The sequence below is a fragment of the Campylobacter sp. CFSAN093233 genome, from assembly GCF_011068165.1.
Taxonomy (GTDB): Bacteria; Campylobacterota; Campylobacteria; order Campylobacterales; family Campylobacteraceae; genus Campylobacter_D; species Campylobacter_D jejuni.
Window position 1 is genome coordinate 1 of the sequence record NZ_JAAMWY010000005.1, and the last position, 13,527, is coordinate 13,527.

Annotated in this window: 11 protein-coding genes and 1 pseudogene; 1 reads left to right on the forward strand and 11 read right to left on the reverse strand. The window is 29.3% G+C overall.

The window, feature by feature from the left end; all coding sequences use genetic code 11:
* The coding region (locus tag FBF15_RS02860) for a flagellin (protein ID WP_057098369.1) at positions 1-227 on the forward strand (227 nt) is incomplete at its 5' end.
* A gap of 27 nt (positions 228-254) precedes the next feature.
* Here FBF15_RS02860 and FBF15_RS02865 read toward each other — a convergent pair.
* The 11 genes and pseudogenes from FBF15_RS02865 to FBF15_RS02915 form a co-directional block, all read right to left on the reverse strand.
* The gene (locus FBF15_RS02865; RefSeq protein ID WP_002838825.1) at positions 255-2,153 is read right to left on the reverse strand and encodes a motility associated factor glycosyltransferase family protein; all 1,899 of its coding nucleotides are present in this window, start codon (positions 2,151-2,153) and stop codon (positions 255-257) included.
* Entirely contained in the window at positions 2,140-4,080 is a 1,941-nt protein-coding gene (locus FBF15_RS02870; protein ID WP_052773649.1) for a motility associated factor glycosyltransferase family protein, read from the reverse strand. The genes FBF15_RS02865 and FBF15_RS02870 overlap by 14 nt, the downstream gene beginning before the upstream one ends.
* A gap of 20 nt (positions 4,081-4,100) precedes the next feature.
* Positions 4,101-5,960, reverse strand: coding sequence for a motility associated factor glycosyltransferase family protein (locus tag FBF15_RS02875; RefSeq protein ID WP_052773648.1), 1,860 nt, complete (start codon positions 5,958-5,960; stop codon positions 4,101-4,103).
* Positions 5,960-6,730, reverse strand: coding sequence for an oxidoreductase (locus FBF15_RS02880; protein WP_038816618.1), 771 nt, complete (start codon positions 6,728-6,730; stop codon positions 5,960-5,962). Before FBF15_RS02880 ends, FBF15_RS02875 begins: the two co-directional genes overlap by 1 nt.
* Positions 6,730-7,437, reverse strand: a complete 708-nt coding sequence (legF, locus tag FBF15_RS02885; RefSeq protein WP_002838724.1) for a CMP-N,N'-diacetyllegionaminic acid synthase — start codon at positions 7,435-7,437, stop codon at positions 6,730-6,732. The genes FBF15_RS02880 and legF overlap by 1 nt, the downstream gene beginning before the upstream one ends.
* Positions 7,430-8,335, reverse strand: coding sequence for a Gfo/Idh/MocA family oxidoreductase (locus tag FBF15_RS02890; protein WP_038816617.1), 906 nt, complete (start codon positions 8,333-8,335; stop codon positions 7,430-7,432). The genes legF and FBF15_RS02890 overlap by 8 nt, the downstream gene beginning before the upstream one ends.
* Positions 8,332-9,363 (reverse strand): nucleotidyltransferase family protein, encoded by a 1,032-nt coding sequence (locus FBF15_RS02895; RefSeq protein WP_038816616.1) that lies wholly within the window; start codon positions 9,361-9,363, stop codon positions 8,332-8,334. Before FBF15_RS02895 ends, FBF15_RS02890 begins: the two co-directional genes overlap by 4 nt.
* Positions 9,350-10,525: a GDP-N,N'-diacetylbacillosamine 2-epimerase (hydrolyzing) gene (gene legG / locus FBF15_RS02900; RefSeq protein ID WP_002838716.1), complete on the reverse strand. Its 1,176-nt coding sequence runs from the start codon at positions 10,523-10,525 to the stop codon at positions 9,350-9,352. Before legG ends, FBF15_RS02895 begins: the two co-directional genes overlap by 14 nt.
* A complete protein-coding gene (legI, locus tag FBF15_RS02905; RefSeq protein ID WP_002838713.1) occupies positions 10,518-11,522 on the reverse strand; it encodes a N,N'-diacetyllegionaminate synthase in 1,005 nt (334 codons plus the stop codon). The genes legG and legI overlap by 8 nt, the downstream gene beginning before the upstream one ends.
* Positions 11,523-11,563: 41 nt before the next feature.
* Positions 11,564-12,245 (reverse strand): annotated as a pseudogene (locus FBF15_RS02910) (methyltransferase domain-containing protein).
* Between the two features lie 10 nt (positions 12,246-12,255).
* Positions 12,256-13,377, reverse strand: coding sequence for an N-acetyl sugar amidotransferase (locus tag FBF15_RS02915; protein ID WP_052774585.1), 1,122 nt, complete (start codon positions 13,375-13,377; stop codon positions 12,256-12,258).
* Positions 13,378-13,527: the final 150 nt, after the last annotated feature.

Below are 13,527 nucleotides of genomic sequence, written 5' to 3' on the forward strand. Positions count from 1 at the left end.
AAATCAGAGCAGATATAGGTGCTGTGCAAAATCAGCTCCAAGTAACGATAAATAATATTACCGTAACCCAGGTAAATGTTAAAGCAGCAGAATCAACCATAAGAGATGTGGATTTCGCTGCAGAAAGTGCAAATTTTTCTAAGTACAATATCCTTGCGCAGTCGGGTTCATATGCTATGAGCCAAGCTAACGCTGTGCAACAAAATGTCTTAAAACTTTTACAATAATTTTTCTAAAGAGCAAATTTTTGCTCTTTAGATTAAATTTCTTTTTTCTAATTCATCTTGTAAAGGGATAATGGCTTTTTTAATTCTTATGTTTTGACTTTCTATGAGATCAATTATAGTTTCAATTAAAGATTCGTTAGCATAAATCCAAGATAGAATTTTATTTTGTCTTTGGCTTTCATTGTTAACACTTTGGATATAAATAGGGGCAATTAAACTTTCTTCATGATATAGACTAGGTCCTAAAATTTCATGTAAAAAAAAGTATCTTTTGTTGCTCAGTTTGTTTCTTATGTTATCTATATCTTTTACAATATCATCCATATTAATATATTCGTTTTTAAGAGTGATTTTTTGAATTTTTCTAAGAGTTTTTTTGCATTCTTTTTGAAAACTGAGTGCAAGTTGTATATTTTTTTTGATTTTTTGATAGCTTTTGAGCATATGTTCAAATTGTTCTTTTTTTGTCTTCTTTTTTAGTTTTATTAAAGGTTTTTTAATTTCGCTTTCAAGTATTTCTTCGCATATTTCCTCAAAAGGTTTTTCTATGGTTCCCTCTATTCTTGCCCCACCTTCAGTACAGTTGTAGATTTTAATGCATTTTTTATTATTGATTGCATAGTTTTCAAATATTTTTCTAAATAAAGTCCAAATTTCAGAACTTTCAACTGTTCCCTTGCCACCATAAGCTGTAGTGGTAAAGCGACCCTTATCTCGTTCAAAATCCTTTTCGTGCAAAGTTAGGTTTATATAGTCATCTGTATGGGATTTCCCTTCTTTATTATAAGCTAAATCTTGCCCTATTAAAATAATATTTTTACACTCTAATGAAATTGCTAATTCGTAAGCTACATGAGCCACACTCATACCGCCTCCTATATAACCATTATCTTTAAGGTTTAAAGAAATCATAAAAGGTAGATATCTAGCTATTAGCATGTAATCTTTTTTAAATTTATTTAAGTATTTGATTGAATTGGGGTGAGTTAAACTTGGTAAAATAAACAAAACGTCTTTGTCAAATTCTCCAAAATCATTATTAAAAAATTCTGAAGTTAAAGGAATTCTTTCTAGAGATAATACATAATCGGGCTTGATGTTATGCTTAGCAAGTATAGAATAAGAAGAGTCCACACAAAATATAATAGCCTTGTTGGCATATTGTTTTAGTAAAAGAAGTTGCTTAGTGAGCGAAGGTCCTGTAGAAACAATGATGGCGTTTTTATTTAAACCCTTTCTTTTTTGTAATAATTCTTTATAGCTATAATGCTTGAACATTTCTGGTAAATTCCAAATAGCCTGTTCGATTCCTAACATAGCATCTGAAGGGTCTGTCCCTTTTTTTAGAGTAAGATATTTTATAGTTTGAAGATTGATATTATTAATTTTTTTAATATCTTCTTGATATGTTTCATAAAAAGCAGAGTGAATGTTGATTTGATATGTTTTAAAAAAAAGATTAATATTTGTCAATGAAAAAATAAGCTCTGCGGTGTTGTTATTATAATCAGAAGAATATATTATAGCTATGCGCCCATTGAACAAATACTCACTAAAATCAATGAAATTTAGAACGATAAATATAATTTCTAGTTCCTTTTCTATAATGACAATCCTTTTATGGTTTAGATTTTTTAATAGTGCTTTATATAAAATTCCGTTACCTAATCCATAAAAAAATAAAAAAGGATGATTATAGTAATTTTGTTGATAAAAAACTAAATTTTCATTAAGTTCTTGTACTGGATCTTGGTAAATTTTTTTTAGGTTTTTTTTACAAATCAGATTTATATTTAAAGAATCTTTTCCTATGGTAAAAGAAAAGTCTCTAAGCTCCTGAAAATTTTTTAGCTCTTCTTTTAACTTCTTATATACATTTCCTTTCATAGAATCTAAATTTTTTTTAAAAATATCACTTGTTTGCATTTTTTATCCTTTGTAAATATTTTTTAAACCCTCTTTTTTTCAGCTCTTCTTCTAATGGTATGATATTTTTAAATAAAGCATTTTCTTGGGCTTCTATGTGTCCATAAACCATATGTATAAATTCTAAATGTTCTTTGATCCATAATACAGATTTATTAAAACTATCTTCTAGAGTTTTTGGATTTAAAACATAAATCCTAGCAAGATTCAATTCAAATTGCATTAAAAGCGGTCCTAAAATTTCATAAAAATCGACCATATTAACATTTTCTAGTTTGGTTTTAAAATTATCAATAATTTGAATCAAGATATCTAAAATTTCCTTACTTTCTTCTAAGCTTAAATAATTTAAAGTTGTATAGCTAGATTCTATATCCTCAATAGTAGCTAAAGTCTGCTTTTTAAATTCTATACAGTGTTTTATGCTTTTGTAGATTTTTGCATAAGATTTGAGCATAAGTTCATTTTGTTTTTGAATATTTGGTTTTTTAAGCTTAATAAAGGGTTTGTTTAAATCATCGAGCAGAAGTTTATCACAAGTTGTTTTAAAAGATTGTTCTATAGTTCCTTCTATCCATGCTCCGCCTTCTGTGCAATTATAAGTATTAATATATGGATAATCTAAAATAAGTTGTTCTATAATTTGTTTAAAGAGTAGCCAAATAGAATGCGTTTTTACAGAATTTTTACCACCATATCCTAGACATTCTATTTTTTGATATATATTACTTTCAAATGTTGATGAGTTTTGATATTCTTGAGGGTGCGAATCCCCATTTTCTGCATAGGCTAAATCTTGTCCTATAAAAATGATATTTTTATGACAAAGCTTAGCCGCTATTATATAGCTCATATGTGCGACACTAGGACTTTGATCAAAATATCCATAATCATGACAAGCAATAAAGAGAGCAAAAGATAAAAATCTTGATATGAGTATATATTCTCTATTATTTTTTTCTAGATAAGCGATAGCATTAGGGTGTATCAAAGATGCGCATATAAAGACTATATCTTTATCAAAATCCTTAAAATCATGATTAAAAAATTCGGCTGTTAAACTTGTTCTTTCAAGCATGCAGACATAATCAGGCTTTATGTTATGTTTAGCCAAAATAGGATAAGAAGAATCTGCACAAAAAATCGTGGCTTTATTTTGATATTTTTCAAGCAAAGGTAGTTGTTTGATTAAACTTGGTCCTGTTGAAACAATGATAGCAGTTTTGCTTAAATTTTTTCTTTTGTTGATTAATTCCTTATAGCTAGAATGAGTAAGCATTTTGGGAAGATTATGAACAAATTGTTCTATACCTTGAAGAGCATCTAGCGGATCATTACCATAGCCTATCATAGCTTTTTTAAAGTATTCCATTAAATTTTTATTAACTTTTTGGATATCTTTATTCATTTTTTCATAATAGCTACTTGAAAGTTCTAAAAAATAAATTCTTAAAAAGGATATAAATGGTTTTGTAAGGGTTAACATTTCATAATCTTTGATATTAATTTCATTGGTATCAAATATAATAATTTTATTTTTTTTAATTTCACAAGAAAAATCCAAAAGATGAAACATTATCCAAAGAATTTCTATATCATTTTCAAAAATTACTATATGTTGGCGGTGTTTGTTTTGAAGCAAGGCTTTAAATAAAATTCCATTTCCAAATCCATAGAAATAAAGCACAGGATAAAGTAAATATTTGTCATTGTAAATTTCTAACATAGAGTTTAATTCATCAATGGTATTTATATAAAGAAGGGTGTTATCCTTTGTATTTCTTAAATTGATATCTAGGTTATCGTTACCCAAGAGAAGTTCAAATTTAGTATTTTTAATTTTTTGTAATTTTTTTCTAAGTATTTCGTTAACTAGAGCATTGATATTTTGCTTAAATATTTCTTGTTGATTTGAGGTAAAATTCATTTCTTTTCCTGTGTATTCTTTCATTCTTTTATATCGTCAAAATGCCAATTTTGTAAAGCTTCTTGTATGATTTTGTTTTGAGTATCTAGATATCCAAGTCCTTGTGCAAACCAATTATACTGAAGTTTTAAAAAGTGAGATAGATATTTTTTTTGGTTTTCATCATCCATAGCTTCATATTTTACAATTTCACATTCATTGTGAAAATATAAAGCTCTACTGAGCTCATTAAACAATTTAAGTTTTTTATATTCTTTAAAAGAGATAAGTAATTTTTTTCGAATTTTTTCTAAGGTTTGAAGATTAATTTCATCTCTATTTAACTCAAATTTAAGTTTATTAAGTTCTTTTTGAGTGCTTTTGATCAATTTATTTGCTTGCAAAATAGCACTTTGTAGTATTTTTTTTATTTTATCGATCTTATCATTCGCCTCTTTTTTTGATAAACTTTTTGGAAAAGAAAAAGGTTTGTTGAGGCTTTCATCTAATAAATTTTCACAAGCCCAAAGAAAAGGTTTTTCTATGCTGCCTTCTATATATGCTCCACCTTCGGTGCAATTATAGGTGTTGATATTTAATTTTTCTTTCGTCCAAAATATGTCTTTTTCAAAAGTTTGTCTGAATAAATTCCATGTCAATGTTGTTTTTACTAGTCCATTTTTTCCATATGCTAAAGTAGTAGTATTGTCTGTATTATCTGCTTGCTCTAGGTAAAGATAATCTTTTGGATGAGAGCTTCCATCTTCAGCATAAGCTAAATCTTGACCTATAAGAATGATATTTTCATGTCTTAAAGCACTTGCTAGTTCATAAGCCATATTGGCTACACTATATCCAACTCCTATATATCCAAAATTATCAAGCTTTAGTATTCCTGCAGATTCTAGAGGACGGTGTACAAGCATATATGTTCTATTGTTTTTTTCAAGATAGTGAAGAGTATTTTTGTGAGTTAAAGAGCTTATAATAAATAAAATATCTTTATCAAAATCTTTAAAATCATTATTAAATAATTCACTGGTATAATGCACTCTTTCTAAGGATAAAACATAGTCTGGTTTGATACCCGCTTTGGCAAGTATCGCATAAGAAGAATCTGCACAAAATATGGTCATTTTATGACCATATTTTTTTAATAAAGGAAGCTGTTTGGTTAGGCTTGGGCCTGTCGAAACTATGATAGCATTTTTAACTTTACCCCTTCTTTCTTTGAGAAAATCTTGAAAAATCCCATGGTTTAAAACTTTTGGAAGATTTTCTAAGGTGTGTTTTATGCCTATTAAAGAATCTTTAGGATCATTTCCATAATTTAAAGCTATAAATTTAATAGTTTCACTTAGTTTTGTGTTTAAATTTTTTATCTCTTGGTTGTATAATTGTTGATAAAAATTAGAATGTATGTGCAATTTATAAATTTTGAGACAATTATAAATATTTGGATGAGTAAAAAGTGTAGTAAGTTGTGCTGTTGTAATATTTGGTGTATAAAATAGGATTAATTTTTCACTTTTTATTTCCTGACTAAAATCAAACAAACTAAAAGCTAAAGCTATTAACTCTAAGGTGTTTTCAAAGACAATGATATGTTTATGATTTTTATTCTCACACAAGGTTTTATAAAGCATACCATTTCCAAAACCATAAAAAAATAAAACAGGATATTTTTTATAGTGAGTTTGAAAATAGACAAGTTGATCTAAAAGTTCTTGATTGGGATTTTCATATATTTTTTGCATTTGCTTATTGATTATATTTAAACCATCACTATTTTTATCTATATTATAATTTTCGATATTTTTTAAAATTCTTAACGCATATGCTAAAGGTTGGTCTACTTCAAAAAGCGCTTGGGTATTTTTTAAAAAAAGTTCATTATTCATTAGAGCCCCCATCCGTCATCTACAACTAAGGTTTGTCCTGTGACAAATTTGCTCTCATCACTGAGTAAAAATACCAAGGTTCCGCAAATATCTTCTGCATCTAACATGCCCTTACTTGCGCAGCATTTGCGGTATTTTTCTAAAAAAATATTAGCTTGATTATCTAAAATTCCACCACTTGCTAAGGTATTTACACGAATGTTTGTATTAAAAAGCTCTTTTGCGAGCCAAGCACCAAGATGATTAATTCCTGCTTTGATCACGCTGTATTCCAAAGAACTTTGCATGGTGGTATTTTCATAATTTTCAAATTTAGGCGCAAAAACCCCCATAATAGAGCTAAGATTGATGATATTGCCATAACTTTGTTTTTTAAAAAATTTCACAAATTCTTGCGAAGCTAAGATAAATCCACCCAAATGCAAATTTAAACTTTCGCAAATTTGCTCATATGAAGCCTCATAATAAGCTATCTTGCCCCAATCTTTTCCTACAGGATAGCTAGAATTTACAAAGCTATCGATTTTAGAGTATTTTTCAAAAGCTTGATCGATGGCACAATTTAAGCTTTCTTTAGAAGTAATATCAAGCCTAAGACTTAAAAGCTCTTTTTTAAACTCATTTTCGAGTTCTGTTTTTAATATAGATAAATGATTTTCATTGATATCGGCTAAAATGGCTATGCCTTTGTTTTGCAATATCTTTTTACAAAGCGCCTTGCCTATGCGTCCACAAGCTCCTGCTACAAATATAATTTTATTTTCTAGCATTAAAAATCCTTTGCTTGTAAGTTTTTTTCTTTGATCAAAAATTCTACTATTTTAAAATCAAGCTCGCTATCTACATCAAAAGCAGTGCTTTCATCCATGATAAAAAGCCCTGTATTTTTACCAAAAACGCTATCATTTTGCAGTAAAAAATCTCTTTTAAATATATAAATACTTGCATTCATATCATAACATTTAGGTACGCTTTGGCGTGTGGTAAAATTTCCTGATTTGGATTTTACAACTTTTCCATCTTGCACTTCGATTAGATTAAAATAAGGATTGCGTCTAGCAGGAACAGCGGTGATTAGATTATCATTTTGATTTTGACAAAATGTTTCAAAAGCTTTTATGATATCAGCACTAGATCTAAGCGGCGCTGAAGCGTCAAGATCGATTAAGGTGTCAAATTGGCATTTAAAATACTCTTCACTTCTTAACAAAGCATCACGCATTACAGGAATTTTAGCAGCTGTATCGCTTGCTAGATGAGCTTCTCTTTTGAAAAAAACTTCGCCGCCATATTTTAGCGCTATTTTGGCTATTTCCTCACTATCTGTGCTTATAACGATATGTTTAAAAAGTTTTGAATTTTTAGCTTGGATAATGCTATAAGCTATCATCTCAAGATCGTTAATCTTGCGTATATTTTTATTTTTAACACCTTTGCTTCCACCTCTTGCACAAATTGTGCATAAAATTTCACTCATTTCTTGCCTTATCACACAATCTTAAAACCCTCCTTGCTTCTCCTAAAGTACATAAATTTTGATCTTTTTCTAGGATCGCTTTATACATATTTTGTAAGGTTTTAAAAGTATCATTTTCATAAGTTTTACTTTTAAAATTGTTAGTTTTGTCATAAATATTTAATTTATTATGAACTAAATCGGCTTCAAAGCTATTTTCTTTGGTGTGAAAAAGAATTTTTCTTTGAGTTAATTTTGAAAAATAATCAAGCTCGATATGAATTGAAGTATTTTTCGCACTCAATGCCAAAAAAGTAAAATCATCACTTGTTATTTCAAGCTCTGAAATTTTTAAATTTTGAGAAAATTTTAAAGAAAGTTCTTTAAAAAAATAAAAAGCCAAATCAATCTCATGGGATAAATCAAGCATTACCCCACCACCTAGCTCTTTTTTGGCGCTATAATTTTGCCTATAATCAAGTTTTCGCCAATTAGGCAAATAAGAATTGCAAATAAATTTAGCAAAATAAACTTCTTTTTCATCGATGAGTTGTTTTAAATCTTGAATCATAGGATGAAATCTTAAAAGATAAGCAATATAAATTTGATTATTGTTGCTAGGAATAAACTCCATATCCTTTTGAAATAAAGGTTTTTCCACAAGTATGATTTTTTCTTTTACATTTTGATCTAAAAATTCAAGAGTTTTAAAATGACTTGTAGTGATATTTGCGATGATAAATAAGTCATAATCTTGTAAATTTAATTCTTCTAAATCCTTAAAAAGTCTAAAGTTTTTACCTTCAAAATGCGAAAATTCATAGCTTTTTGAAAGCACATCTACTAAAAATCTCAGTTCATTTAAGGCTAAAAAATGTTTTTTTCCTATGCTCCCAAAGCCTATGATTAAAACTTTCATTTAAAATCCTCATTTGCCTTGACAAACTCATCAAGTCTTCCTATATCGATCCAATAATCATGGATTAAATAAGTATTTACTCTACCTTTTTGCATCGCTAGTTTAATAAGCTCTGGCATATCAAGGTATTCGTTTTTATTTAAAAGTTCTAACATTTCAGGCTCGCATACATAAATTCCTGCACTTACTAAAAATTTTTGCACCGGCTTTTCTGTGATATTTGTGATAAAGCCTTTATTTTGTTCTATCACCCCAAAAGGAATTTGCTGCTCAAATTCTCTTACACACACACTCATTAAAGCTTTAGAATCTTTATGTGCTTTTAAAAGCTCGTTAAAATTGAGCTCGGTTAAAATATCTGCATTCATTACGATAAAGCTTTCTTTAAAATCTTGCTTGATAAGACTTAAAGCCCCTGCTGTACCTAGTTTTTTGCGCTCTTTGATATAAGAAATTTTTACACCAAAATTTTTACCTTTTTTAAAATAATCCTCGATAATTTGTTTTTTATAATTTACACAAAAGATAAAATTTTCAAAATTTTGCTCTTTTAATTTTTGCACTATACTTTCTAAAATAGGCTTTTTTCCAACCTTTAGCATAGGTTTTGGAGTATCTTTGGTCAATTCTTTTAAACGGGTTCCAAGTCCACCTGCCATTATGATGACAAAATTTGAATTTACTTGGCGGTTTAACAAGGAAGAAATGGATTTTATAGAAATGATTTCTTTTTTGTCATTTAGCACAGGAAAATCATAAATATCAGTCTTTGCACTTAGTTTTAAAAGTTCATTCTTGCTTGTATTTTCTTTGATGGTAATAGGATTTTTAGTATAGATATCTTTGATTTTGCTTTGTAAATTTTTACCCTTTATCAAAGCTTTTCTGATATTTGAATCACTGATGACACCTAAGAATTTATCCTTTTTATCGACAATGATTCCAAGGCGAACGCGTTCTTTTCCTACTACTTTTAAGGCTTCTTCAATGCTAGAATCAGGTGTGAGTTTGAGTTTATTTATATCCAAGGTTTTGCCTTAAATCAATGAAATTTTTTTGTAAAATTGTATCCAAATTCGCGTTTTTTAGGCAAGTTTTTATGATTATATTTGGATTTTTGTCATTTTCGTAAGGGTTTTTAAAATGATGTAAAGCTTGTTTAAAATCTTTGCTTTCTAGCTTTTCAAAAGCTTGATCTAAATTTTCAAATTCACAATCAATGATATTTTGAGTTCTTAAACGCCCTTTTTGTCTTGATCCTATATTGATACAAGGGGTTTTAAAGAAAGGACTTTCGCTTATACCGCTTGAGCTATTTCCTATCATGGCTTTAGCTATTTTCATAATGCTAAGATATTTTTGTGAGCCAAGATTGTCAAAAAGTTTAGCTTTTTTAGGATTTTTTTCGCAGTAGTCTTTTAAAATTTCATTGATCAAAAGCCCATTTTCATCTGCATTTGCTTTGGTAAAAATCAAACTTGCATTATTAAGCTCGTCTAAAGTTTTTAATAAAATATCGATTTCCTTTTTAGAATTTTTTAAATTTAAAGTTACAGGATGATAGGTAATTAAATAAATATTTTGTCCTAAGTCAAATTCTAAGACTTTTGCAAGCTCATTTTTATCCAAAAAATTGATATTTTTCATAATAGTACTTGCCAAAGATCCGACATTAAATACACGATTTTTTTCTTCTCCAAGTTGCAAAAGACGATTTTTATAAGTTTGAGTGCTTACAAAATGCAAATGTGCCATTTTAGAAATGCTATGTCTTATGCTATCATCAATGGCTCCTAAGGTAAGCTCTCCGCCGCAAAGATGGGCTATGGGAAGATTCATCATCAAGCATACACTAGCCACGCTTAACATTTCATAACGATCGCCTAAAATTACTACGATATCAGGTTTTAAGCTTTCAAATGCTTCGCTAAAGCCAATATTTGCTAAAGCCATAGCTTTGCAAAGGCTTATTTTATCATCGCTTGCGAGTAAAATAGGAATTTTTTTAGCGATTTTAAATTCTTTTTCTATTTCTTTATAAGTTAGTCCAAATTCGGGGCTTAAGTGCGCTCCTGTAGCGATAATTTGGAGCTCTAAGTCCTTATCATTTTGTATTTCAAGGCATAAATTTCTTAAAAGATACCACTCAGCCCTTGTTGCGCTGACTATGCAAATTTTTCTTTTACTCATGGATTAGCTCATCTTCTTCATAATCTTTACTGGCTTTTTTGCCCAAATACTCATCATAACGCATCGCACTTATACCACTAGCAGGGCGTTTTGTGGTAAGGTTTTCTTCGCTAAAAATTTCTCCTTTTTTGATTTTCTTTTTAGCTACTAGGCTTTTTCTTGCAATTTCGATATTTTTTCTTTCGCTTTTGCTTGCTTGTTTTATGCCATCACCTAAAGCACTTTCGATTTCTCTAATTTTTGTGCAAAGTTCTTGAAGCTCATCAGGTTCTAAAGAGGCTTTATGATCAGGTCCTGACATATTTTTATCTAAGGTAAAATGCTTTTCTATCACGCTTGCCCCTAAGGCGATAGCGGCCAAAGAAATATGTATACCTTTGGTGTGATCTGAATAGCCTACATCAAGATTAAAAGCATTTTTTAAGGTTTGCATAGCTTTTAAATTAACCTCATTAAAGGGTGCGGGGTATTCGGTAGTGCAGTGAAGTAGGGTGATATTTGCTCTTTGGGTGCCTTCTTTGCAAAGTACTTCTAAAGCCGCTTCTATCTCGCCCAAATTTGACATTCCTGTGGAGAGTATGATTTTTTTATTTAATTTTGCAATTTTTTTTAGATAGGGCAAATTTGTGATTTCTCCGCTTGGAATTTTAAAAACTTCAAGTCCTAAATCATCTAAAAGTTCAATACTTTCTAAATCAAAAGCCGTTGAAAGAAAAGCGATACCACATTGTTTAGCATGAGAGATTAAAAGCTGGTGTGCATTAAAGTCAAGCTCTAGTTTTTTAATCATTTCTAATTGACTTTCATCTTTAGCTGTGGTTTTTAGCTGATAAGCTGCTTTTTTAGCATTTTTACTCACGCAAAGTTCGGCTTTGAAACTTTGAAATTTAACAAAATCAGCTCCACTTTTGGCAGCAACTTCGATCAGCTTTTTGGCCAAATTTAAATCACCATTGTGATTAACCCCTGCTTCTGCTATGATTAAAGCTTTTTTCATTTTTTTACCTTTATTTTGCCTTCAATAAAGGCAAAAAATTTTTATCTTTTTATACCAATGTAAATAAAATGATGAGCCGAGCCTTCAAAATTATAAAAATTAATAGGATCATAATCACCCAAAAATAAGGCTTCAAAAGGCTTAAAAAGTTCTTGCAACTCATCAATACTTTTAGCAAAATGAATGTAGGTTGTTTCGTTTAAGCGACCCTGTATACTAACCTTACGCAATCCATTTTCATTTTCTTTTTCGCTATGAGAGAAATAGTAATTTTTCTCACTCATCATTGTAGCAAAAAGTATTCCACCTTGATTTAAGCATTCATAAAATTCTAAGATATTTTGTTTAAGTTCTGTTTTAGGGATATAATAAAGGCTTTGATTTGCAAAGACAATATCCATTTTTTCATCAAAAAGCCCTTTGATACTAGAATTTGGCTCTATGATTTTACAATCCCCCCCCCCCTGAAATTTTGATTTTTGCATCCCAATTTTTTTGCAAACTTGGCACAATATCTATGCCAAAAGGTTTAAAGCCCTTATCTAAAAAATACTTAGAATGAACCCCATTGCCACAACCAAAATCAAGTAAATTTCCGCTTGTAATGCCAAGTTTGTATTTTAAAATTCTTTCATAAAATCGTATTACATGAGAATCAGGATATAAAAGTCCATAATTGTTTTCATCATATTTTTGAGTATAGGTTTGAAGTGAATTTTGCATTTTATTTCCTTTATTTTAATGGATTTTTAAGTTTAAATTCATTGAATTCATTTTTGTAAAAAAGTTCAAGATTGTAATGCTTTTCAACAATTTTCCAAAAAGTAGTCTTGCTAATGCCTGTAAAATTACAAAAATCTTCAATACATTTATTGTCTAGTTTATGATCTTTTTCTTTCACGATTTTTACAGCTTCTTCTCTACTCATCATTCCATAACGCACAAAACGAGATGCGTAATCACTTGCCATTGCATGACCAAATTTTGGATATTTCATCCAAGCGTGCAGTATGTATCCTATGGTATCAATTTGGTCAAAATTTTCAGCACAATGACTTCTATCCCACTCATTTTGCAAATCACTAAATCCACGACTTTTAGCAAAGATATAATTTGAGTAAGAATTCCATTTTATAAAATAACTAAGATAAATCGGATCAAGTTTATTAAGATCATCAGCGCTTGGATTAAAGAAAAGTTGAAGATTTTCCTCTTTTATTTCATCATCAATAAATTCATTTATATCTAAATCGCTTGCAACCCCATTTTCAAAGATCGCTTTTGCACTAGGCGTTTCTTTGTCGTCCCCCCCCCCATACTCATAACTTACATTTTCCCCATAAACCAATAAAGGTGTATTAAATTTTAAAGCCATAGCAAAAGGATAGCTGTAAATCAGTCTATCAATAAACCAAGTAGGTTTTCCATATTTTTCAAAGGTTTTTAGCATAACTTTTTTTTGAGTTTTGATATCAGGTTTTAAGCTAATGATATGACAACCAAAAGTTTCGCTTAAATTTTTAAGATTTTTCTTGCCTGCTTGTGTCATGGTAAAATTATCTTCAACGCTAAAAAGAATAGGATTCATTCCAAGTTTTTCTTTCATGACATGCACTTGAAAATGTGAATCCTTGCCTCCGCTTACAGCTATAGCACAATCGTATTCGAATTTACCATTCATTCTGCGGTATTTATCACATAGATTTTCAAGCTCTTTAAATCTTGCTTTATAGTCAATTTTTTCTTTGTTTTTATGATTGATACAAGCAGAACAGATGTTTTTACCTTTTTCATCTTTGAAAAATTTTATACCAGGCCTTGTATTTGGCATGACACAATGATCACAGTAAAGCAATTTGGTTTCCCCCTTAATTATTTATTATTTTTTTTAAAAAATGTTTAGATTATATCGAACATTAATTTAATATATTCTTATTTTATATTTGTAATATATAAGATATGTGTTTTATTTTCCTGTTTAAAATACTGTTTTTAAAGCTTTTTA

Excerpts from the sequence above, each read along its gene's own strand:
- FBF15_RS02865 (WP_002838825.1), bottom strand. The coding sequence starts at position 2,153 with ATGCAAACAAGTGATATTTTTAAAAAAAATTTAGATTCTATGAAAGGA.
- FBF15_RS02870 (WP_052773649.1), bottom strand. The coding sequence starts at position 4,080 with ATGAATTTTACCTCAAATCAACAAGAAATATTTAAGCAAAATATCAAT.
- FBF15_RS02875 (WP_052773648.1), bottom strand. The coding sequence starts at position 5,960 with ATGAATAATGAACTTTTTTTAAAAAATACCCAAGCGCTTTTTGAAGTA.
- FBF15_RS02880 (WP_038816618.1), bottom strand. The coding sequence starts at position 6,730 with ATGCTAGAAAATAAAATTATATTTGTAGCAGGAGCTTGTGGACGCATA.
- legF (WP_002838724.1), bottom strand. The coding sequence starts at position 7,437 with ATGAGTGAAATTTTATGCACAATTTGTGCAAGAGGTGGAAGCAAAGGT.
- FBF15_RS02890 (WP_038816617.1), bottom strand. The coding sequence starts at position 8,335 with ATGAAAGTTTTAATCATAGGCTTTGGGAGCATAGGAAAAAAACATTTT.
- legG (WP_002838716.1), bottom strand. The coding sequence starts at position 10,525 with ATGAGTAAAAGAAAAATTTGCATAGTCAGCGCAACAAGGGCTGAGTGG.
- legI (WP_002838713.1), bottom strand. The coding sequence starts at position 11,522 with ATGAAAAAAGCTTTAATCATAGCAGAAGCAGGGGTTAATCACAATGGT.